The organism is Pseudoalteromonas sp. 2CM28B, from assembly GCF_023161935.1.
Genome location: NZ_JALNTH010000014.1, coordinates 62186 through 86417, shown reverse-complemented (window position 1 = coordinate 86417; position 24232 = coordinate 62186). Strand labels below are relative to the sequence as shown.

The 24232-nt window shown below is 40.9% G+C and carries 18 protein-coding genes; 11 read left to right on the top strand and 7 right to left on the bottom strand.

Features of this window, described 5'->3' with window-relative positions; genetic code table 11:
* Positions 1-8: 8 nt before the first annotated feature.
* The gene (locus MTN96_RS18460) at positions 9-767 is read left to right on the top strand and encodes an ABC transporter substrate-binding protein (RefSeq protein ID WP_248532462.1); all 759 of its coding nucleotides are present in this window, start codon (positions 9-11) and stop codon (positions 765-767) included.
* Here MTN96_RS18460 and MTN96_RS18455 read toward each other — a convergent pair.
* Positions 764-1174 (bottom strand): NUDIX hydrolase, encoded by a 411-nt coding sequence (locus MTN96_RS18455; protein WP_138626212.1) that lies wholly within the window; start codon positions 1172-1174, stop codon positions 764-766. The two genes, MTN96_RS18460 and MTN96_RS18455, sit on opposite strands and share 4 nt — an antisense overlap.
* Before the next feature lie 203 nt (positions 1175-1377).
* On the opposite strand from MTN96_RS18455, the gene MTN96_RS18450 reads away from it, so the two are divergent.
* Both MTN96_RS18450 and MTN96_RS18445 read left to right on the top strand, forming a co-directional pair.
* Positions 1378-3267, top strand: a complete 1890-nt coding sequence (locus MTN96_RS18450) for a propionyl-CoA synthetase (protein WP_248474425.1) — start codon at positions 1378-1380, stop codon at positions 3265-3267.
* Between the two features lie 119 nt (positions 3268-3386).
* Positions 3387-4655: a mechanosensitive ion channel family protein gene (locus MTN96_RS18445; protein ID WP_138563828.1), complete on the top strand. Its 1269-nt coding sequence runs from the start codon at positions 3387-3389 to the stop codon at positions 4653-4655.
* Between the two features lie 3 nt (positions 4656-4658).
* On the opposite strand, the gene MTN96_RS18440 is transcribed toward MTN96_RS18445, so the two are convergent.
* The gene (locus tag MTN96_RS18440) at positions 4659-5543 is read right to left on the bottom strand and encodes a LysR family transcriptional regulator (RefSeq protein ID WP_069440129.1); all 885 of its coding nucleotides are present in this window, start codon (positions 5541-5543) and stop codon (positions 4659-4661) included.
* A 110-nt stretch (positions 5544-5653) separates the two neighbouring features.
* Between MTN96_RS18440 and MTN96_RS18435 the strand changes: the two genes are divergently transcribed.
* The 3 genes from MTN96_RS18435 to katG all read left to right on the top strand — a co-directional run bounded on the left by MTN96_RS18435 (position 5654) and on the right by katG (position 11253).
* On the top strand, positions 5654-6796 hold the full coding sequence (locus tag MTN96_RS18435; protein WP_248532461.1) for an alkene reductase: 1143 nt from the start codon (positions 5654-5656) through the stop codon (positions 6794-6796).
* Positions 6797-7336: 540 nt separating this feature from the next.
* On the top strand, positions 7337-8677 hold the full coding sequence (locus MTN96_RS18430) for an L-cystine transporter (RefSeq protein WP_248532460.1): 1341 nt from the start codon (positions 7337-7339) through the stop codon (positions 8675-8677).
* A gap of 308 nt (positions 8678-8985) precedes the next feature.
* The gene (katG, locus tag MTN96_RS18425; protein WP_069440126.1) at positions 8986-11253 is read left to right on the top strand and encodes a catalase/peroxidase HPI; all 2268 of its coding nucleotides are present in this window, start codon (positions 8986-8988) and stop codon (positions 11251-11253) included.
* A gap of 61 nt (positions 11254-11314) precedes the next feature.
* Here katG and MTN96_RS18420 read toward each other — a convergent pair whose 3' ends face one another.
* Entirely contained in the window at positions 11315-13195 is a 1881-nt protein-coding gene (locus MTN96_RS18420; RefSeq protein WP_069440125.1) for an MFS transporter, read from the bottom strand.
* Positions 13196-13428: 233 nt separating this feature from the next.
* On the opposite strand from MTN96_RS18420, the gene MTN96_RS18415 reads away from it, so the two are divergent.
* The 3 genes from MTN96_RS18415 to MTN96_RS18405 all read left to right on the top strand — a co-directional run bounded on the left by MTN96_RS18415 (position 13429) and on the right by MTN96_RS18405 (position 15318).
* Positions 13429-14208, top strand: a complete 780-nt coding sequence (locus MTN96_RS18415) for a DUF2189 domain-containing protein (protein ID WP_069440124.1) — start codon at positions 13429-13431, stop codon at positions 14206-14208.
* A gap of 172 nt (positions 14209-14380) precedes the next feature.
* On the top strand, positions 14381-14800 hold the full coding sequence (locus tag MTN96_RS18410; RefSeq protein ID WP_036981396.1) for an HPP family protein: 420 nt from the start codon (positions 14381-14383) through the stop codon (positions 14798-14800).
* A 155-nt stretch (positions 14801-14955) separates the two neighbouring features.
* Complete coding sequence (locus tag MTN96_RS18405) at positions 14956-15318, top strand: DUF2237 family protein (protein ID WP_069440123.1); 363 nt, start codon at positions 14956-14958, stop codon at positions 15316-15318.
* 33 nt (positions 15319-15351) lie between these two features.
* On the opposite strand, the gene corA is transcribed toward MTN96_RS18405, so the two are convergent.
* The gene (corA, locus tag MTN96_RS18400; protein WP_016900502.1) at positions 15352-16308 is read right to left on the bottom strand and encodes a magnesium/cobalt transporter CorA; all 957 of its coding nucleotides are present in this window, start codon (positions 16306-16308) and stop codon (positions 15352-15354) included.
* 347 nt (positions 16309-16655) lie between these two features.
* Between corA and dps the strand changes: the two genes are divergently transcribed.
* Positions 16656-17180 carry a DNA starvation/stationary phase protection protein Dps gene (gene dps, locus MTN96_RS18395; protein WP_036981392.1) on the top strand — a complete coding sequence of 175 codons (525 nt, stop codon included), beginning with the start codon at positions 16656-16658 and terminating at the stop codon, positions 17178-17180.
* Between the two features lie 186 nt (positions 17181-17366).
* Positions 17367-19109, top strand: a complete 1743-nt coding sequence (locus tag MTN96_RS18390) for a SulP family inorganic anion transporter (protein WP_069440122.1) — start codon at positions 17367-17369, stop codon at positions 19107-19109.
* A 401-nt stretch (positions 19110-19510) separates the two neighbouring features.
* On the opposite strand, the gene MTN96_RS18385 is transcribed toward MTN96_RS18390, so the two are convergent.
* From MTN96_RS18385 to gcvH, 3 genes are all read right to left on the bottom strand, one after another.
* Positions 19511-19963 carry a hypothetical protein gene (locus MTN96_RS18385; protein WP_248532459.1) on the bottom strand — a complete coding sequence of 151 codons (453 nt, stop codon included), beginning with the start codon at positions 19961-19963 and terminating at the stop codon, positions 19511-19513.
* A gap of 792 nt (positions 19964-20755) precedes the next feature.
* Positions 20756-23647, bottom strand: a complete 2892-nt coding sequence (gcvP, locus tag MTN96_RS18380; protein WP_069440121.1) for an aminomethyl-transferring glycine dehydrogenase — start codon at positions 23645-23647, stop codon at positions 20756-20758.
* Positions 23648-23798: 151 nt separating this feature from the next.
* Entirely contained in the window at positions 23799-24188 is a 390-nt protein-coding gene (gene gcvH, locus MTN96_RS18375) for a glycine cleavage system protein GcvH (protein WP_069440120.1), read from the bottom strand.
* Positions 24189-24232 lie beyond the last annotated feature (44 nt).

Genomic DNA, 24232 nt, shown 5'->3' with positions numbered 1-24232 from the left:
AATTATTTATGCGTTTGCGTATGATGTTAACTGTTTTTGTAGTGGTTTTTTATAGTGCGGTCTGTCACGCAAACCCGGTCACCTTCATCGCTGAAGATTTGCCCCCTTATCATTTTAAAAACCCTCAAGGTGAAGCGCAGGGTGCCTTAGTTGATATCGCTAAAGCAGTATTAAAAGGCACGGCTTTAACAGCAACGTTTGAAATAATGCCGATGGCGCGTATGTTTCAACAACAAGTCAATCCTAATGCCATCATGCTGTCACTGTTAAAAACACCAAACAGAAACAGCCAGTTTAAGTGGCTGGGAAAAGTGTATTTTGCAGATGCATACCTAGTAAGTTTACGCAGTCATAACGATGAAGTGATTCACTTAAACTTTGCCAAAGAATACAAAGTAGCCACTATTCGCGGTTATTCTGCACAAGCTTATTTAGAAGCTCAAGGCTTTACTGAAAGTGAGAATCTAGTCTTAGTGAGTTACTACCAGCAGCTATGGAGAATGCTGTATAAAAATCGTATCGATTTTGTGGTAACTAACACCCTCACACTTGAAAACGAGCTAAAGCGTACAGGGCTCGACCCAAGCTTAATTACTAAGCGTATACATTTAGATGAGCTACCTTCCTCTCTTCACTTTGCAGCAAGTAAGCAGCTTAACCCGCAAACAGCGAAAATTATTACTGCTAGATTAAACGCGATAAAAGAAAGCGGTGAATACCAACAAATTTTAAATAAATGGCAACTCCCTATTCCAACGCGCCTTTAGTCTTGAGTGGGTAAAACGCCTTGTGTTAAGTAATTTTTTAATGAAGTAAATAAAGGTGAAGGTAAGTTATTAATATCGCACCAACGCCACTGTAAACATTTGTTAGGCTCTTTATTTACAGGCTCGCCACCTTCATACTTTGCCTGCACATATAAAGTAATATAATGCTTGTTCTCGGCGCTAAAAATATCGTTGGTAAAATCGAGTTTACGAATATTAGTAACAGTAAGCCCTGTCTCTTCTGCTACTTCGCGCACTGCACATTGCTCAACCGTTTCACCAAATTCTAAATGCCCCCCAGGGGTTGCCCAGGTATTTGCACCATGTGCGCCTATTCGATCACCGAGTAAAATTTTATTATCATGCATTACTATCACTGCAACGCCTACTCTGACAACTTGACTCATTATTACCACATTAAATAGTTCATCATTTTTATATGTTACCTCATTTAAATCATCAAACTAGTTGTTAGTTCGTTATAAACCATAGCGTTAGCTAAAAACCACACAACCCGTTCATTATTCAACCGACCATAGTCGAATATCACTCCTGATAAAAAGCGCTTAGTTTTAAATAAAGTTATATTAAATTTTGCTCAGGAGCCTTTATGTCAGGTGAATACAAACAACATTACAACGAGTTTAAACAAAACCCGGCAGCGTTTTGGTTATCGCAAAGTAAACGCCTCCCTTGGTACCAGGCTCCCGAAACAGCTTACACACAAGATGAAAACGGTTTATATCACTGGTATGCCGATGGCCAACTTAATAGCTGCTTTTTAGCCGTAGATCAGCATGTTATTGCCGGCCATGGTGATGAAACAGCGTTAATTTATGACTCACCCGTAACCAATACCGCGCGCAGCTACAGTTACTTTGAACTACAACAAGAAGTCGCTAAATTCGCAGGAGTAATGCAGTCTTTAGGCGTAACAAAAGGCGACCGCGTGGTTATTTATATGCCCATGATCCCCGAGGCTGTAATTGGCATGTTAGCCTGCGCCCGCATCGGCGCTATTCATTCGGTCGTTTTTGGCGGGTTTGCAGCACATGAGCTTGCCGTAAGAATTGATGACGCCAAGCCTAAGTTAGTACTCAGTGCTTCTTGCGGTGTAGAAGTGAATACCGTAATTGAATACAAAGAGTTACTTGATAACGCCCTCGAATCAGCCTCGTATAAAGTAGAACATTGTATTATTTATCAGCGTGAACAAGTAACTGCACCACTTATGCCTGAGCGTGATATTGACTGGGCTGTTGCAATGCAAACAGCTACTGGCGTTGATCCTGTTCCGGTAAGTGGCGATCACCCGCTTTATATTTTATACACGTCAGGCACAACGGGTACTCCCAAGGGGGTTGTTCGTGAAAATGGCGGCCATGCCGTGGCCATGCATTACAGCATGGAAACCGTATACGGAATGAAACCTGGTGACGTGTTTTGGGCCGCTTCAGATATTGGTTGGGTTGTAGGCCATTCGTACATAGTGTATGCCCCACTTATATACCGCTGCGCCACTATTTTATTTGAAGGTAAACCGGTTAGAACCCCAGATGCCAGTGCATTTTGGCGAGTGGTTGAACAGTATAAAGTAACGGCTTTATTTAGCGCACCGACAGCCTTTAGAGCGATAAAAAAAGAAGATCCCAATGCCGATGGGTTTAAACAATACGATACTTCAAGTCTGAAACGCTTGTTTTTAGCAGGCGAGCGCTTAGATCCTCCCACCTACGATTGGCTCAAAGAAAAAACAGGCCTACCTGTGCTTGATCATTGGTGGCAAACAGAAACTGGTTGGGCGATAGCCTGTAATCCTGTCGGCATTGAGCATCTACCTACAAAAGCAGGTAGTTCAACGGTTGCGACTCCTGGGTTTGACGTACGTATTTTAGATATGAATGGTGACGAATGCGCCCCCAATGAACAAGGTGCAGTCGTTATTAAACTGCCTTTACCGCCAGGATGTTTACCCACTATTTGGCAAAATACCGAACGCTTTAAAGCCGGTTATTTAAGTGAATATGAAGGCTATTATCTCTCTGGCGACGGCGGTTATATTGATGATGATGGCTACCTATTTATTATGGGCCGCATCGATGATGTGATTAATGTTGCGGGACATCGTTTATCAACCGGTGAAATGGAAGAAATTGTAGCCGCTCATCCCGCGGTTGCTGAATGTGCCGTATTTGGTGTTAATGATGCGCTCAAGGGTCAAAACCCCATGGCCATGGTAGTGTTAAAAAATGATTTTCATGGATCGCATAAAGAAGTAGAGCAGCAATTGGTGCAAACCGTGCGTAATCAAATCGGCGCTATTGCGTGTCTTAAAAATATTATGTGTGTAGAGCGCTTACCAAAAACACGCTCAGGTAAAATTTTACGCAAAAACTTACGTCAACTTATTGATGGTGAAGAACTGCAAATTCCATCAACCATTGACGATCCGAGTATTTTTGAGGAGTTAACTCTGCAACTTGCTGAAAATAAAATATAAATATTATTTTTAAAACGTCTATTTAAGCGCGGCTTAAATAGACTTTTCTCGCCCCATCTGCTTAACTAGATCTCATTAAATAGATGAAACTCACGCAAATAAATCTCTTGGGAATATAAATGACTGAAATACGATCGCAGCTGCGAGAATTTTTACTGCAATGGTTTAGTCTTTATTTTCCTGGGAGTGCGCATTTATGGTACAACATATTAGTACTGTGCTGGGTTGGCTTATTTGCGCTCATATTGCACCTCATCTTAAGGTCAGTTTCAAAACGACTACTTAAAGGCCGCTTTAGTGATAAAGTTGTTCAAACCGATACCCACACGCCTGCCGACTTAGCGCTTAAATTAACACGTAATATTTCCTTTGTTTTACAAGGTGCTGTGGTTGTTATACAAGCTAGGCTCTGGGTTCCAGAAGGAACGGCTTTTTTACATATCATTGAGATGTTTACTGATCAGTGGATCATTTTATTTGCACTGCTCTCGCTGTTCTCTTTGCTCAATATTTTTCAAGCAATATCTGACAGGCAACCCATTGCAGCTCACTTTCCATTACGTGGTTTTTTACAAACAATTAAACTGATCGCCAGCGTATTAGCCGGTATTTTAGCGATTTCATTATTAATGAATAAATCCCCGTTAATATTACTCAGTGGTTTAGGTGCGCTATCGGCTGTACTGCTACTGGTGTTTAAAGACGCTATTTTAGGGCTGGTGGCCGGTATTCAGCTTTCAGCAAACAATATGCTTGCGGTTGGTGATTGGTTAGAAATGCCCAAATACGGCGCAGATGGCGATGTGATTGATATAGCCTTGACCACAGTTAAAGTAAGAAATTGGGATAAAACCATTACCACTATCCCAACCTATGCGCTAATTTCTGACTCATTTAAAAATTGGCGCGGTATGTCAGAATCCGGTGGACGGCGCATAAAACGGAGTATCCATATAGAAATGAGCAGTGTGCGCTTTTTAGATGAGCAAGAGATCACCGCGCTGAAAAAAGCAGATTTATTAAGTCACTACCTCGAAATTACCCTACCGGCTATTAACGAGCAAAATACCACGAAAAAAATAGATATGAGCTGTACGTTAAATGGTCGTCGGCTCACTAATGTTGGCACATTTCGTCATTATTTAGTCGCGTTATTAAAACATCACCCACATATTCATCAGGGAATGACACTGATGGTAAGGCAGCTAGAGCCAACTAAAAATGGCTTACCCATTGAAATTTATGCATTTACCAATACAACTAATTGGGGTGAGTATGAAAATATTCAGTCAGATATATTTGACCATATATTAGCGATATTACCCGCCTTTTCGTTGCGTGCCCATGAGGCACCAACAGGGAACGATATTCGTCAACTAATTAAATAGTCACTAAATCCGTTTTAATTGCGCTATTAACCACTGGTGAATATCGCTGTTATTTGAACGTGGATGCCACGCTGCAATCACCTTAAATGGCGGTGGTAATAATTCAACTTCAAGCTGTTTCACTTTGGCGTTTGGCAGTAAACGCGATGGGTAAAAAGCAATTAGGTCAGTACTGCAAAGCAAATCGGGGACAAATGAAAAGCCAGGCACTGACATAACTATATTGCGCGCATAGCCCTTATCAGCAAACCACTGGTCGTGAGAGCCTCTTAAGTTAGCACGTGACGCTGAAATCACTAATTGAGGGTGTGCCGCCACTTCAGCAAGGCTCAACGTCGATGAAGAAAACACTGTGTCTTTGCCCGCAATACAAATATGTTGTTCTTCAAATAATGTGTCATAGATTAAGTTTGTTGGGATAAATTCAGGAAAACTAATTAATAAATCCAGCTCTCCTGCACTTATTAATTGATTAACATTATCAGAGGCAAAGTCACGAATAATCAGCTTTAATCCTGGCGCTTCTCGTCTTGTTATTTCTAATAATTGTGGCAAAAGAGCTGCTATAGCGTAATCAGTCGCACTTATTGTAAATACGCCCTTGTAACTACTTGGGGTAAATTGTTTAGGTATTAATAACGCTTCTACCTGAGTTAATATTTGATTAATGGGCTTCTCTAGTGCGATAGCCTTAGGTGTTGCAACCATTGTATTGCCTTGGCGAATAAAAAGCCGATCGTCAAATAAGTCACGCAATTTTCGCAGCTGCTCGCTAATAGCCTGCTGGGTTAAGCCCATTTTTCGCGCCACATCCGACACATTTTTTAGTTTAAGTAATGCACTCAATATTCGTAATTGTTTTATATCAAGCCGAGATATACCATTCATAATTGTATCTTAAACAAAAAAGCATTGTTTCAAATTGTACCCTTTAATCCCTATGATCACCAGCATTGTAATTGGCGCTAAACAGCATTATTAATTTAAAAGGTATTAAAATGAGTCAACCAAGTAAAAATATCGACAGTCTATTTTCATCAATCAATTTAGGCCCATACACGCTTAAAAACCGTATTGTAATGCCGCCACTTACACGCTCACGCAGCACAGTTCCTGGCAATATCCCCAACGAGGTGATGGCCACATATTATGCACAGCGTGCTAGTGCTGGTTTTATGGTTACCGAAGGCACTCAAATTGAACCAAGAGGACAAGGGTATGCCTGGACACCGGGCATTCATTCTAATCAACAAATAGCTGGTTGGAAAAAAGTAACTGATGCAGTACATGCAGAAGGTGGAATTATTTTTGCCCAGCTTTGGCACGTTGGCCGCGTTTCACATACTAGCTTACAGCCTAATGAAGCCAAACCTATTGCCCCCTCAGCTCTAACAGCTGATAGCGTTAAAGTCTTTATTGAAACAGGACCGGCTCAAGGCGCTTTAGCCAACCCAAGTGAACCACAAGCTTTAACAACCGATGAAGTAAAAGAGCTTGTTGGCATGTATGCACAAGCTGCCCGTAATGCGCTAGAAGCGGGGTTTGATGGCGTAGAACTGCATTGTGCTAATGGGTATTTAGTAAATCAGTTTATTTCTGAGCACACCAATAAACGAGATGATGAATACGGCGGCTCTCTTACTAATCGCCTGCGCTTTTTAAAAGAAATTGTCGCGGCAGTAAGTGACGTAGTAGGCCCTGAGCGCTTAGGGGTTAGATTTGCGCCCTTATTTAGCAGTACTGATGAAACCCGTGTTTATTTAGGATTAGTAGAATCAAACCCGCATCATACCTACATTGAAGCAATTAAAGTACTTGAGCAAGCTGGTATTGCCTACCTTTCAATTGCAGAAGCTGATTGGGACAATGCCCCTGATTTACCAGAGCAATTTTATCAAGCAGCCAGAGCTGAATTTTCTGGGCGTATTATTTACGCCGGTAAATACACTGTTGAAAAAGCGGTGGCGATGTTAGCTAAAGGCTACGGTGATTTATTTGCTTTTGGTCGTCCTTTTATCGCAAACCCTGATTTACCAGCGCGCATAAAAAATCAATGGCCATTAAATGAAGCCGATACAGCCACTATGTATGGCGGGACTGAGCAAGGTTACAGTGACTACCCTTACTACAAAAACGATTAATTAATAGGCCATGGATGGCCTTATTCAATGTTTAAACGCTTTTTACATCGTCTCCCAGCTTGTTAAATTTAATCAGCTCACTATTTTTACATTTACTAAAATGTCATACATTTGGTAAAAAAATGTCGATAAAAACCATTAAAATTAGTTTTAAAGTATTGTTTTTAAATAATTAACAAGCATCAAAGTAGTGATATTTTTATATATCAATACAATAAGCTTTTATTTTTTTAGGCATCGGTCTTTGGAGCATGGGTTGTTAAAGTTAGCAGAAGTTAAATCAACTTCTTTAAGTCTTTTAGCCGTGTGTGGATTATTTTTATTATTTGTAGTTAAGATCTTACTTTCGTCTAGTAAACGCCATAAATTAAAGAAAATACAATCATATGGGTTAATTTTTTCAACAATGTGCTCATTCGTTATACTTTAATATTATTACTATATTCATTTTAATTCTATACCATAGCGAAAGCGTATTTTGTTAACGTCTTACAAAGCGTTAAAGTGCCGCGCTAATTCACAGCTATAAAAGAGGGTACTATGTCGCTTGCTGTATTATTAATGTTGGCATTATTTGTCGGTTTGCTGTTCGCGATTTATCTTTTTTCGCAAAAAAGCAGCTCTTTATCTCGTACCGTTTTATTTGGCTTAGTGCTTGGTAGCACCTTTGGCTTAGCCCTACAGTTTTTATTTGCCCACTCTCCAGAAACCATTAAAGAAATACTCAGCTGGGTAAGCGTGGTGGGTAAAGGCTATGTCGGTTTATTAAAAATGATCATTATGCCATTGGTATTAATTTTTATGATTGCTGCTGTGGTAAAGCTCGAAAACCAAGGCTCACTGGGGAAAATCTCCTTTATTAGTATCTCTGTTTTACTCTTTACCACAGCAATTGCAGCGTTAATTGGTATTGCGGTAACGTATGGATTTGACCTCAGTATTGAAGGGCTTGTTTCGGGTACTCGTGAAGCCGCTAGAATGGACACACTACAAAGCAAAGCTGCGAATGTAGCCGACTTAAGTGTGCCGCAAATGTTATTGAGCTTTATTCCTGAAAATCCCTTTGCGGATTTAAGTAATCAACGTTCAACCTCTATCATTGCCACGGTTATATTTGGTGTCCTTGTTGGTATAGCTGCACGTAAAGTAATGCTGGAAAAAACAGAACTTGCTAGCCCAATTCGTAACGGTGTAAACGCCCTACAAGCGACAGTGATGAGCTTAGTTCGCATGGTAATTGCACTCACTCCTTATGGTGTTGCGGGCTTAATGGCAAGTGTTGTGGCAAACTCTAGTAGTAACGATATTTTAAATTTACTCGCCTTTATTGTGGCTTCTTACGTGGCTATTATATTGATGTTTGTTGTGCATGGCTTATTGCTTAGCTTTGTGGGTGTAAATCCAAAGCATTATTTTGAAAAAATCTGGCCAGTACTGACCTTTGCATTTAGCTCACGTAGCTCAGCGGCATCGATTCCTATGAATGTTGACGTGCAAATTAACCAGTTAAAAGTACCACCAGCAATTGCAAACTTATCGGCTTCTTTTGGTGCCACTATTGGTCAAAACGGCTGTGCTGGTATTTATCCTGCGATGCTCGCAATGATGGTTGCGCCAAGTGTGGGGATTGACCCACTTACATTTGAGTTTATTTTACCGCTAATTGGTATTGTCGTTATTAGTTCGTTTGGTATTGCAGGTGTTGGCGGTGGTGCTACCTTCGCAGCGCTGGTTGTATTACCGACCATGGGGTTACCTATAGAGGTAGTGGCTTTACTTATTTCTATTGAACCATTAATAGATATGGCGCGCACTGCACTCAACGTGTCGGGCTCCATGACCTCAGGTGTGATCACCAGTAAATTAATGAAAACTCAATAGCACTCACTTTAATCTAATAGCCCAGCCTACGCTGGGCTTTTTTATGTCTGCCCCTCTTTCAAAGCTCTTTAGTGATTTATTTATTTAATCATTTAACTTTAATGAATCATTTTTATAGATTGTATCAATCGCTTTATTTCACACACGGTTTTTAGCCTCCTTACTATACTATTCGCACTGCTTAGTGCATTCAGGTTCGTTTAAAAACAACTTGAATGAAGTTTTAGCCTACTGTTTTTAAATGAGTAGACCCTATTTTTAATACGCTTTGTATATAACGAAATTCGTTAACTTTAAGGAAGCTGACAATGAAAAACCGATCATTTACAAAAAAAGCGCTTGTTGGATTTATAAGTATGGCACTTATGTCTGGCTCTGCTTTTAGTCAAGAAAAACCACAAATGTCTAAGCCACAAGGTGCTGTAGGCATGGGTGAGGCAAAAATGGGGGCAACCAGAACCAACCAATTTTGGTGGCCAGATCAACTAAACCTATCTCCTCTTCGTGATCATGATCTACGCTCAAACCCTTATGGTGCAGACTTTAATTATGCAGAGGCATTTAACAGCCTAGATTTAGACATAGTAAAAAGTGATATTGACGCCCTACTTACGCAATCTCAAGACTGGTGGCCAGCGGATTTTGGTAACTATGGCCCATTTTTTATTCGTATGACCTGGCACAGTGCAGGCACCTACCGTACGCTTGATGGCCGTGGTGGCGCAGGTGGTGGTCAACAACGTTTTGAACCGCTTAACAGCTGGCCAGACAACGTAAGCCTAGATAAAGCACGCCGCTTACTTTGGCCAATTAAACAAAAGTACGGAGAAGCACTTTCATGGTCAGACTTAATCGTATTAGCAGGTAACGTTGCTCTAGAAAACATGGGATTTGAAACCTATGGTTTTGCTGGTGGTCGTACTGACGACTGGGAACCAGACATGGTTTACTGGGGTCCAGAAGTAGAAATGCTTGCCAGCGACCGTGAAGATGCTAGCGGCAAATTAGAACGCCCATTAGGTGCAACTCACATGGGTTTAATTTATGTAAACCCAGAAGGGCCTAAAGGAGTACCTGATCCTATTGGTTCAGCTAAAAATATTCGTGTTGCGTTTTCTCGCATGGCCATGAACGATGAAGAAACCCTAGCACTTATCGCCGGTGGTCATACCTTTGGTAAAATGCATGGTGCGCACAAACCTAAAGACTGTGTAGGTGCAGAGCCTGCTGCAGCAGGTATTGAAGAGCAAGGGTTAGGCTGGAAAAACAAATGTGGTAAAGGCCACTCTGAAGATACCGTATCAAGTGGTTTAGAAGGCGCATGGACACAAGCACCTACTCGCTGGTCATCACTGTACTTGAGCAACCTGCTTAACTTTGAGTGGAAACAAACTCGCAGCCCTGCAGGCGCTATTCAGTGGATCCCAACAGATGAATCATTACATAAGTCAGTACCTGATGCGCACATCAAAGGTAAATTTAACCCACCGGTAATGACCACTGCCGACTTAGCGTTAAAATTTGATCCTGAATACCGCAAAATTGCTGAGCGCTTTTTAAACGACCCTAAAGAGTATCAACTGGCCTTTGCTAAAGCATGGTACAAATTGACTCACCGAGATATGGGGCCACCACGTAACTTTTTAGGTAAAGAAGTACCAAAAGAAGACTTAATTTGGCAAGATCCTATTTCAGCAGAGACTCAATCAAACATTGATGCTGGTGCAGTAAAAGAGCTTAAAACCGCTATTTTAGACTCGAACCTAAGTGTACCTGAGTTAGTACGTGTTGCATGGGCATCGGCTGCCAGTTACCGTGATTCAGATATGCGCGGCGGAGCCAATGGCGCACGCATTGCGCTTGCTCCACAAAAAGATTGGGCAGTAAATAACCCAGCAGAAACCGCAAAAGTACTCAAAGTATTAAAAGCAATTCAAGCTGACTTTAACGACAGCTTATTTAGCAAAAGCCATGTATCGCTTGCTGATTTAATTGTGCTTGGTGGTAATGCAGCGATTGAAAAAGCAGCCAAAGATGCAGGCTACTCAGTAAACGTGCCGTTTAATGCTGGCCGTGGCGATGCTACGCAAGCGCAAACTGACGTTAATGCATTTAACTTATTAGAGCTGCCAGCCGATGGTTTTAGAAACTACTTTGATGCAGAGAAAAGCTATAAATCGCCAACTGAAATGCTAATAGATAAAGCCGATCAGCTTGACCTAACCGTGCCAGAAATGACTGTATTAATCGGTGGCTTACGTTCGCTTGATGCAAACTACAAAGGCACTGATTACGGCGTATTTACTGACAAGCCAGGTACACTAAATAACGACTTCTTTGTTAATTTATTAGACATGTCGACGGTATGGAAAAAATCGTCTGATGCTGGCATTTACCAAGGCTTTGACCGTCAATCAGGTGAGCAAAAGTACACTGCTACTTCGGTTGATCTGATTTTTGGTTCAAATTCAGAACTACGTGCAGTTGCTGAGGTGTATGCTTTTGATACATCAAAACAAAAGTTTGTAGAAGACTTTGTTGCGGCATGGACTAAAGTAATGAACTTAGACCGTTAATTACCATTAAGTAATACAACCATAGCGCTGCAATTAATTGCAGCGCTTTTTTATTATTAAGCTATTTTAAAGCAACCACTCGCTCGCGCAAATCATCGGCATTAACCTTCTGTGCAGCCACCATTTCACCAATAGTCACACTGACCAACGACCACTTTGGTCTAGGCAATCGCCACTTCGTTTTTCGACTAAACATACTGCCCCATAGTCCATCTAAATGGACAGGAATAACAGGCACCGGTGTGCGCTGAATTATTTTTTCAATGCCACGGCGAAATACATCAACCTCGCCATCTCCACTGAGCTTGCCTTCAGGAAAAATTCCCACCAGCTCTCCACGCTCTAGTGCCTGAGCGATATCGTCAAAGGCTTTATTAAACGCCTTAGGATTTGCTTTTTCACTATCAATTGGAATGGCTTTGGCCATTTTAAACAACCAATTAAGTGCTGGTGAATAATAAATAGGGGCAAACACGACAAACCGAATTGGCCTAGGTGACGCGGCTAAAATAAACATCCAATCAACAAAGCTAACATGGTTACTCACCACCACGGCAGCCCCATCATCGGGCATATTAAGCGTTCCCTTAGTGCGTACTCGATACATGCAAATCGCTAAAATATAAATAATAAAACGTAAGAAAAACTCAGGCACTTTGCTATATATGTACAGCGATATCAGTAAATTAAGCCCTGCTAATAACAACAGTAATTGTGAAATCTCCCAGTGTAAAAGCGTTAGGGTAACAATACTTAAAACAGCGCTGCCAACCATAAACAACGCATTTAGCACATTATTAGCTGCAATTACTCGAGAACGGCTATCGGGGTGAGTACGCTGCTGAATGAGTGCATACAAAGGCACCGTATAAAACCCCGAGGCAATACCAATACCTGCCATCCAAACAAAATGCCAGAGCATATCGCCGGTATTAATTACTTGCTCAAGAGCAAGCTGCAACTCATTAACTAAACGATAAGATTCAATGCCAGGTTCTTGACTTAATAAATATAAAAATAAGGTAATTAACAGTGCACCAAAGGGCACTATACCCAACTCAATACGTGAGCGCGATAGCTTCTCACACAATAAAGATCCTAATGCAATACTCAACGAAAACACCACTAAAGCAGCCGTCACAACCAACTCATCGCCTCCCATTACATGTTTTACGTAATTAGGGAGCGCCGTTAATATCACCGCACCAATAAGCCAAAACCAGCTGATCCCTAATACTGACTTACCCACTGACTCGGTTTGTGCGTTAAGCGCATTAAATACACTTTTGGTCGAGGAAATAGGGTTAAGCGATACCTTTAAATTAGCATCATTCGCAGCACTTTTTGGTATAAAACGACTACTCAAATAACCAATAACCGCCAGGCTCACTATCGCGATACTGATATAAACAGGGCCTGCAGCTTGGGTTATATAATAAGTGCCAAATACCGTGCCCAATAAAATAGCCACAAAGGTGCCAGATTCAACTAACCCATTAGCTTTGGTTAATTCATGAGGAGCGACATGCTGCGGTAAAATTGAGTATTTTAATGGCCCAAAAAAAGTGCTTTGTAAACCCATTAAAAACACAGTACCTAACATTAACCAAACCTGCTCGGTTAAAATAGATACCACGCCCACCAGCATTATTGGAATTTCGCAAAACTTTACGATGCTGATTAGTTTTGATTTTTCCAACTTTTCTGCAATTTGCCCAGCCATGCCTGAAAATAGAAAAAACGGTAAAATAAATAATCCTGCCGCCAGATTAGAATAAAAGGCACCATCAGCTACCGTAGCAGCTTGAAAAATTAAAATAAGTAGGATTGATTGCTTATAAACATTGTCATTTAAAGCTGAGAAAAACTGCGTCACAAACAGAGGTAAAAACCGTTTACTACCCAGTAAAGCTCCTTGAAATTGTTGTTTATTTTCCTTCATTACGGTCTCTTAAAATTAGCTTCAGAACTTAGATTAGCACTGTGGAAAAGAAATACGAACCCACTTTTTAAGTACGTGCTCAAACATATATTTAAATAAACAAAATAGCTAACCCAACAAAAATGACTAACTAATGAACAATGCGACTAAATCAATCGTATAAGTTGTTTATGAGTTGTAAATAAAACATCTATGTTCTAAACCTAAAAGGTGACTAAAAAAGGAGCATCTTTATGCCAACTACAAACACAATAGACAAAGACACTAAATTCGCACGTTGTTTAGAGTGCAACAAAGTAAATACATTTGCCGCTTTTCATTGGCTTTCGTTAGCGTTTAAAGATATGGCGCGCGCGCCCATGTTGAGTTTAATTTACGGTTTAATCTTCACGCTTATTCCGGTAGCGATTGTTTACTCTATTGTACTTACCGACAGCCACTTAGCTATTTTACCTGCAACCGTTGCTTTTGCTTTGATCGGTCCGGTATTCGCCGTTGGCTTATACGATGTAGCCTGGGAACTAGAGAAAGGCCATAAACCTACATTAAGCCATTCATTAAAATCAATGTTTCGTAACCCTGTAGGTGAATGGGGTTTTGCGGTATTACTTATGGTAATTATGATTATTTGGATGCGCCTAGCTGCAATTGTACATGCATTGTACCCAAGCCATGTAAACCCCACCTTTGAAGAACTTTCTGCGTTTTTAACTATAGGCAGCATTATCGGTGGGATTTTGCTGGTCAGTGTGTTTTCAATTTCTGCATTTACGCCGCAAATTATGATGGAAAGACGCGTTGATATTATGACCGCAGTCGTTTCTTCAATCCACGCAGTTAAAGAAAACTTTGCAGCCATGGTAGTGTGGTCAATTTGTATATTTGTACTGGTAGCGCTTGGCTTTGCTGCAGGTGCCGCTGGATTTATTATTATTATGCCACTACTTAGTTACGCTAGTTGGCATGGATACATTGCTGTTATTAAAACAAAAACACCACGTGGTTATGAATAACATTTACCTGTAGTTTTATCACTTAATTAAATGCTTTTTGGCATTTAATTAAGTGTTGCCTCTTCTCCCTCAGTTTATAAAATCCGTAAAAACCTTGATCTCAATAAGGTGCAAAGCTTAAAAATAGCGCTAATATAAGCTGATACACTACAGATAATATAAAGGAATAAACATGAGTCAAAACGTTAAAGACTTAATGACACCGAACCCATTTTCAGTGAACGTAAAAAGCACTTTGCATGACGCACATAATTTAATGAAAGAAAAAAACGTTCGCCATATTCCTGTTATTGACGAAGACGGCGCATTTGTCGGTATGCTCACACAAAAAATAATGGTCGCCAAAGTCATGGGTATCATGGCAACATTTGGTGCTAATGCATTACAACGCAAAGAAAAACTCACAAAAGTAGAAGATATTATGGTGAGTGATTTTATAAGTGTAACCCCAGAGCAGCCGCTATCAGATGTGGTTAAGTTTTTTGTAGATAATCGCCACGGTTGCATGCCCGTTGTTAGCGAGCAAGGCCAGCTAGTAGGTATTTTAACGTCTTCTGATTTTGTACGTTTAGCTGCAGCACTGCTCTCGTAAATACTCTTCTTTAATGAAACTGTATTTAGCTTTGCCAAATACAGTTTTTACTCACTTAACAGATATAAAAATTAACAGCATAGATAGCTAAGTCACTAACAGCCTGTTATGGTAAACACCCTGCTTTTAATGGTTATTACAAGGTAAGTTTTCATATGGCTAATCAGTTAAATGTACTAGGAACTCGCTTACAACTTTGCTGTGGCAACGGTGGCTATACCCGTGAGGGATTTTGCTATGTACCAGATTCAGACTTTGGCAATCACAGTGTATGCGCCATTATGACCGACGAATTTTTGCAGTTTTCTAAGGCGCAAGGTAACGATTTAATTAGCCCTAATCCTTTGTATAATTTTGCGGGCTTAAAAGCTGGCGATAAGTGGTGCTTATGTGCGATTCGTTGGTATCATGCCATTGCTGCAAATGTTGCTCCTCTTGTTGTACTTGAAGCAACAAACCAAAAAGCGCTAGATATTATTCCCCTTGAAGTATTAAAAGCACATCAATATACCGGGTAATGATTTGAGCGCTCAGCTTGCAATATTAAAGTATTATAACCACCCTTTATGTTTAAAAAATAAATAAGGGGCAAAGCCCGACAGCAACATAATGCCAATTGCAAATGGATAACCCCATTCCCATTGTAGCTCAGGCATTATATTAAAATTCATACCATACACACTAGCCACTACTGTAGGCGGTAAGAAAACCACTGAGGCAATAGAAAAGGTTTTAATAATTTGATTTTGTTCAATATTAATAAAGCCTTGTGTTGAATCCATCAAAAAGTTCACCTTATCGAACAAAAAGGTACAGTGCGACATTAAAGTTTCTATATCGAGTACAATTTCTCGAAGAGATTCGCGCTCGTCATTTTGCGCGCCTATACGGCGTATTAAAAACGAAATATTGCGTCGCGTATCCATTAAACATAAACGCACCTTACCATTAGCATCTTCTAAGCGAGCTATGCGACCAACCGCCTCTTCTAAATCTGAGTTATCTTCTTCAAGTACATAAGCACTGAGCTTCTCTAATTGATGATGCATGTCTTCGAGCATATCCGCGTGGTTTTCAACTTTTTGATCAAATAAAGTGATTAATAATTGTTTTGCTGTATCGCATGCCACCTGACCTTTGCGCGCTCTTAAGCGCAGTAGTCTAAAATCAGCCAATTCCTCATCACGAATAGTAAGTAAGCAATTGTTTTGCAACAAACAAGCTACCGTTACAGTATTAAATCGCCCTTCATTAGGTGACATAAACAATGCATGCACATGTAAACCTTCATTATCGATAAAGCACCTAGACGACGTTTCAATCTCTTCTACATCTACCGAATCTGGAAAGGTTATATTGAGCGTTTTTGCAAGCGCATTTTGCTCCTGCGGTGTTGGATTAATAGTATCAATCCAATGTGCATTCTTTATGGATACTTCAACAGGGGTATCAGGTAAAGGCGCTAACTCTTTGATCACTCCTTGCTCGATGGAAAAAAACCTCAACATACACTTCTCCTTTAATGAATCTTTGGGTTGAGTATATGTAACAGGACATTAATCAACAATGATAATACCTTCATTATAACCACTATAAAGGGCACGCTATTCGCTAACACTTTAAAGTATTGCTGTTTTGCAGAATTTACAAAAAAGTGCATATTTTTCATACCCGTTAAGCTAAACACTCCTTAAAACTTTATTAAATAAAATTAAATCAATATATTTCAATTGGTTAAGTTAAAAGCTCAATCGGCATGCCCATTGCTTCGATAAATACAAGAGGTGTTCGTTATCGCAATTTAAATACTCACTAGAGTAAAGCGAGCACTATTTTTGAAATAGTAGGAGGAATCATGAGTAACAGTAATAATGCAAATAAAGTCGCTGAATTTACCGCTCCCGGTGTAAAAAACGAATCAGCAAATAAAGCAATATCTGTACTAGAAAATCGCATGGTAGCGCTAATTGATTTACAGCTAACTTTAAAACATATTCATTGGAATGTAGTAGGTCCAAACTTTATTGGCGTACATGAAATGCTAGACCCACAAGTAGAAACCGTCCGTGAAATGACTGACACCATAGCAGAACGTATTGCCACTTTAGGCGGCGTCCCAGTTGGCACACCAAAATCGATTGTTGAGCGTCGTACATGGGAAGATTACGCCATAGGTAAAGGCTTAGTAACTGAACACTTAGCCGCGTTAGACAAAGTATATAACGGCGTTAACAGTGATCACCGTAAAGCCATAGAATCACTTGCTGAGCTTGATCCGGTATCTGAAGATATGATCATTGCGCAACTTGCAGAGCTTGAGCAATATCAGTGGTTTGTTCGCGCCCACATAGAATCATCAACTGGTCAATTGAATAGCTAATTTTTAAAGCAGTCATTTTTACTTACAAAGCCCAGTAACTTGCTGGGCTTTTTTGTTTTTAAACTACATTCCTCTTATTAATACACTAGATCCCCCCCTATTTAGCGCATCTAACACGTTTAGTTACTATACTTATTATTAAAGAGAACTTACTATCTACTCCTAATTATTAGCAGGGAATTTGAAGTGTTGTCGCGTCTATATAGCTTTATGCCAGGTTTACACAGCTTATTTAATTATCAACGTCAATGGTTTGCTGATGATGTGAGGGCGGCATTATCGGTTGCAGCTGTTGCTTTACCTGTTGCTATAGCTTATGCGCAACTTACAGGCGTTAATGCTGCAGTTGGCCTGTATTCTTGCGTATTACCTATGATGCTTTATGCACTTTTTGGTACCTCTAAACAGCTTATTATTGGCCCTGATGCCGCAACATGTGCGGTTATTGCTGCAGTTGTTACTCCACTTGCTGCAGGCGATAGCTTTAAACATTGGCAATTAGTGATCACCATGACCGCAATGACCGGTTTTTGGTGCTTTATTGCCAGCCGCTTTAAGCTAGGTGTATTAGCCGACTTTTTATCTAAACCAATTTTAATGGGGTTACTAAACGGTGTGGCTATTACCATTATTGTTGGTCAGTTTTCTAAAGTATTTGGCTTTACCTTTGATGAGCGCTATTTGCTTGAGCGTTTAGGTGGCGTTCCTACGTATTTATCGCAAACTCATATTCCCACCTTATTAATGGCTTTATTTACCCTCGGCGTTTACTTTGTGTTAAAGCGCTTAAAACCTACATGGCCAGCCTCTATGTTTGCCATTGCACTAGGTGCGGTATTCGTTTGGTTTTTTAATTTAGAGCAATTTGAAATAAAAACCATAGGCACAGTAACTGGTGGTTTGCCCGTGTTTAACCCCCCAGTATTTGACGTGGGTATTATTCGAGAACTTGTTGTACCGGCACTCAACTTAGCCATAGTTAGCTTTGTCAGCATGATGCTAACAGCGCGAAGCTTTGCAGCAAAGAATGGCTACGACATCGATGCCGATAAAGAATTTAGAGCCTTGGGCATAGCTAATTTAGCGTCAGCATTATCACAAGGCTTTGCCGTTAGTGGTGCCGACTCACGCACAGCCGTAAACGACGACTCTGGCGGAAAAACCCAATTAGTTTCGATTATAGCTGCCGCTATTATTGGTGTTATCGCTCTTTTTTTAACGGCGCCGCTTGAGTTTATTCCCAGTGCTTCACTCGGGATTGTATTAATAATTGCCTCTGTTCACCTGCTTGATTTAAAGGCAGTCTGGCAATTAAAATTTAAAGATAAGCAGGCATTTTACTTAGCCTCAGCCACACTTTTTGCTGTGCTGTTTATTGGTGTTATACCAGGAATTACCCTTGCTGTATTACTAGGGTTATTTCAATTTATTCGAACTGTTATGCGCCCATCAGACACCATTTTAGGTGTGGATATAAAAGGCGTAGTAAGAAGCTTAGACGAAACAGATAAAGCCAAAGCAGTACAAGGGGTTTTTATATATCGTTTTAATTCTCCTTTAACCTATTTTAATGCCAGTTATTTTAAACGCCGCTTGTTAGAGCAATATGCAAGACAAAAAGACGACACGCAATGTGTCATTATTGATGCTGTGCCCTGCTTCACTCATCTTGATTTAAGCGTTATGGCCATGCTCGCAGACCTAGATGTGATATTTAAAAAACGAGGTATTCGATTAGAGCTAGCGGGAAGAAAACGCCAGCTACTTTCTTGGTTTAAAACCGCTGGTATCGCCTCAGGTAAAGACGGTATTTATATTCATTCAGACTTATACATTGCCTTACAAAAAAACAGCGTCAGCCAGCATGTCGACGAGGTTACGATGTTTCAATCGCAAAACTCCGAAGAGATAAATGCAGGTAATAATTAGGGTTATTATTTTTCCTCAACGACACTAGATGAGTCATTTATTGTGAATGACTCTTCATAAAAACAATAAAGTGTTCAAGCATTTTAATAAATCAACACTTAATAATAAGCGTAGCCTTATTACCTTTTCTTGCTACATACTAAACCTTAAAAATACAAACAATAGCCAGATGCAAATATCATACAGCGCAGTAAATACATAGTTTAGTTATAAATAAACATCAACAAAAAAGCCGTTATTAGAAAATAACAACTCTCGTTTAAGAACGAGTGGTGTTTTTTCGTTTATATCTAACCGGATATTTTTGTGTCTTTGCCAGCACCGCTCGCGGATAAGCTTTTCGCTTTCTTTTCTCCCGTAATATTAGCCGTTTACCGTTTTCACGTAGTTCTTTTAGCTTTTTAGGGATTGTCCCTAGGCTTTCGACCTGAACACCATAAAAACTCGTCTTGTATGAGATATAATACGTTAATAAAACTGATGCGTAATGGCTCAACTTTATGGGCTTTAGCCATCTCTGCCATTTCAAGTCTCACGATATTATATGATGTCAGAATACCCCAGAGCTCTTGATAAATACCTTCCTGGTTCAAGCTCCGTAATGCTGGTTTATTTGATAGTTGATATTGCTTGAGCTCACCATAGCCTCGCTCTATTTCCCCTTTAGGTGTCGGAATTTGAATTTCACTTTGGGTAATGGGGCCAAACGCTGCATCGGATATTAAATGCGTTCTTGTCGACATCAAGGTCACAGCAAGTACTGAGGGGAAGTTTGTTGTCGATTGAGCATAGCCAAAATGACGGTTGCTCGGTGTATCTTGAGTTTTAAATTGTGTACCGACAGTGCAGATCACTGACAACCCTTGTAAAAACTTACAAGCTGTAATGTTAATACATAGGGCGGTAAAGTAGTTAGAGCGACAAACCAAGAGGTAAATTACAGCATTGATGACGTATTAGGTACTAATTTTACCAACGTTTTAACTGATAAACTTTGGATTTAGCCAAAACCAAACACCAACCTCACGTTTAACCCCCTCCCCCGTCATCACGCCTTGAAAATAAGCAACTGATGAGTAATATCGCGCATGAATGCGCGATAAGGCGAAACTAGGCCATGGATGGCCTATCTTTGCCGTTTACGTTCACATCAATTAATTATTCGTGATGCTCGGGTGCGCTGGGAGGTGACGAATAACCGAAGCGCAGCTTCGCAATATGAAGAAGTGGAGGCATGGATGCCGACAGTAACCCAGCTTCAGGGATGAATTACTTACAGCAGAATCAATTTGAAAATCGCCCCCTCTTTGGCTGCTGTCGCCTGCGCGACAAAACCTTGAATAAGGTTCTAAATTCTATAAGAACGAAACGCACTAACGCTATCGCGTGGCAAAAATCTAAAACACTAATCGTGTTTACGCCCGCGCGCCAGTAAGCTCTGCGCCTACAATAAATAACACATACCCTTGGCTTTTGAGCAAATAAGCATATTTGTGATTTGTTAGGCTTCGCTTTACTTAACCCATCTTTATACAATTAACGTTAATCACCTCACACAAAAAAGCCGTTGCATTGCTGCAACGGCTTTTATAATTTTGATAAATCCCACTCTACAGTGGAACTTACTACCCATTAAAGTTCAAAAGTTAATCGCGGTATGTCTCAATCGGAGGACATGCACATACTAAATTACGGTCGCCGTATACGTCATCTATACGCGTAACCGTTGGCCAGAACTTATCTTTAGCAACTGCTGGTACTGGGAAGGCAGCGTAAAAACGGTCATACGCGCGGTCCCATTCATTACCTAACACATCAGCTTGAGTGTGCGGTGCAAATACCAATGGGTTGTTTTCGATAGACCATTCACCTGAAATGATTTTATCAATTTCACCTTTAATCGATACCATAGCTTCGATAAAGCGGTCAATCTCGCCCTTAGACTCAGACTCAGTTGGCTCAATCATTAATGTGCCCGCTACTGGGAACGACATCGTTGGTGAGTGGAAACCGTAATCTTGTAAGCGCTTAGCAACGTCCATTTCAGTAATGCCTGAGGCTTCTTTTAATGGACGTAGGTCAATAATACATTCGTGGGCAACACGGTTGTTACGGCCACGGTATAAAATTGGGAAGTGCTTGCTAAGCTCATTACTTAGGTAGTTAGCATTTACAATCGCCATTTCTGTCGCTTGTTTTAAGCCCTCAGAGCCCATCATGGCAATGTAAGCCCATGAAATAGGTAAAATAGAGGCAGAGCCATAAGGCGCTGCCGATACTGCGCCGTTACCAGCATTAGTACCTGGTACGTTAATTACGCTGTGGTTTGGCATAAATGGCGCAAGGTGCGATTTAACACCAATTGGACCAACACCTGGGCCACCGCCACCGTGTGGAATACAGAAGGTTTTATGTAAGTTTAAGTGCGATACATCTGAGCCAATAAAGCCTGGGCTAGTAACACCTACTTGCGCGTTCATGTTTGCGCCATCCATGTAAACTTGGCCACCGTGCTGGTGAACAATTTCACATAGCTCACGAATCGTTTCTTCGTATACACCGTGTGTAGATGGGTACGTTACCATGGCACATGATAGGTTTTCGGACACCTCAGCAGCTTTGGTTTTTAAGTCTTCCATGTCGATGTTGCCGTGTTTATCACAGTTAACAACTACAATTTTCATGCTGGCCATTTGTGCCGACGCTGGATTAGTACCGTGCGCAGAACTTGGGATTAAACATACGTTACGATGCGCATCCCCTCGTGACTCGTGGTATTTACGAATGGCGATTAGGCCTGCGTATTCACCTTGTGCACCTGAGTTTGGTTGCAATGAAACCGCATCGTAACCGGTAATGTTAACTAGCCAATCGTGTAGCTCGTTAATCATTATTTGGTAACCTTCTGCTTGGTCTAGCGGGCAGAATGGGTGAAGGTTTGCAAATTCAGGCCAGGTAATTGGGATCATTTCAGCGGTCGCGTTGAGTTTCATAGTACATGAACCTAACGAGATCATAGAGTGATTAAGCGCTAAATCTTTGTTTTCAAGACGCTTAATATAACGAAGCATGTCTGTTTCGCTGTGGTAGCTGTTAAAGTTTGGATGCGTTAGGATTTCATCATCACGCACTAGGCTTGCAGGAATAGAGTCACTGCCATTTGCTTCAACATCCGCAGCAATTGCATCTACGCTTAGGCCGTGGCCTTCGCCTAAAATAATATCAAATAACTCGGCAATGTCTGCACGTGTTGTGGTTTCTGATACTGAAATTGAGTACTCACCCGCATGGTTAGCAGCAAAGTTAACACCTTTAGCTACAGCACGCGCAATCACGTCGGCTTTGTTTTCATCAACAACAGTTAATGTATCAAACCAGGTAGTGTGCTTAAGTGCGACGCCTTTTGCTTTTAAGCCAGTTGCTAAAATATCAGCAAAACGATGAATGCGTTGTGCAATGGTTTTTAAGCCTTGAGGGCCATGGTATACCGCGTAAAACGCCGCCATGTTCGCTAGTAATACTTGCGCAGTACAAATATTTGAGTTTGCTTTGTCGCGACGAATGTGTTGCTCACGGGTTTGCATTGCCATACGCAGTGCATCGTTACCTAAACGGTCTTTTGATACACCAATAATACGCCCTGGTAATGAACGTTTGTATGCATCACGTGTTGCAAAAAATGCAGCATGTGGACCACCGTAGCCCATTGGCACACCAAAACGCTGTGCTGAACCAAGTACGACATCTGCGCCTAATTTACCTGGTGCTTTTAATAGTAGTAAGCTCATGATATCGGCTGCCACACAGGCAATCGCTTTTTTGCTTTGTACGCCAGCAATTAGGTCTGTTATATCAACAATTTCGCCTGATGTTGACGGGTATTGAAATAACGCACCAAAAATGTCGTGGTTCACGGCATCAGCGGCTTTACCTACAATAATTTCAAAACCAAATTGCTCTGCACGGGTGCTCACTACGTCAATGGTTTGCGTGTGTACGTCGTCGGCAATAAAGAACGCATTGGCTTTTTTAGCTTTTGATACACGTTTTGCAAGGCCCATTGCCTCGGCGGCAGCAGTTGATTCGTCAAGCAGTGAAGCACTTGCTAAATCTAGGCCGGTAATGTCTAAGGTCATAGTCTGGAAATTTAATAGTGACTCTAAACGCCCTTGTGCAATCTCTGGCTGATACGGTGTGTACGCTGTGTACCAACCCGGGTTTTCAAGTACGTTACGTAAAATTACGTGCGGTACGTGAGTTGGGTGGTAGCCTTGGCCAATATACGATTTGAAAACTTTATTTTTGCTTGCTATTGATTTTAAGTAGCTTAGTGTTTCAACTTCGGTACGGCTTTCGCCGATATTAAGACCTTGCTCAAGACGAATACCAGCAGGTACAGTTTGACCGATCAGCTCTTCAACGCTCGATACTTCAAGAGCGCTAAGCATGTCGTTTACTTGCGCTGGGCTTGGCCCAATATGGCGGCGAATAAAATCTTGCTTTTGCTCTAATTGTTCAAGAGATTTGGCGTTTGACATGTGTCCAGATTCCTATGATCCTAAATACTAATGGGTAACTAGTATTGATTAAAATATGTGGTGATTTGGCAACTTACTGAGTATGGTAATAAGCTGTAAAATCATAAAAGCCCCAATGTTTTAAATAGAGGGGCTTTTAACTAATTAACGATTACTCTTCGTCAATAGTGTGTGCGTAGCCTTCTGCGTCGAGCAAGTTATCAACTTCAGATTCGTCAGATGCTTTAATGCGGAATAACCAACCGTCGCCGTAAGCGTCGTTGTTTACTGTTTCAGGCGCATCTTCTAGCTCTTCGTTAATAGCAACAACTTCACCGCTAATTGGTGCGTAAATGTCTGACGCCGCTTTTACTGACTCTGCTACTGCACAGTCTTCGCCTGCATCGACTACGTCGCCTACTTCTGGTAATTCAACAAATACCATGTCGCCAAGCAGCTCTTGGGCGTGCTCAGAAATACCAACAGTGTAAGTGCCGTCACCTTCATTACGAACCCACTCGTGTGAAGGTGCGTATTTTAACTCGCTAGGGATATTGCTCATTTTGTTTCATCCTTTGGTTTAGATTGGGTGAATACCAATAAATG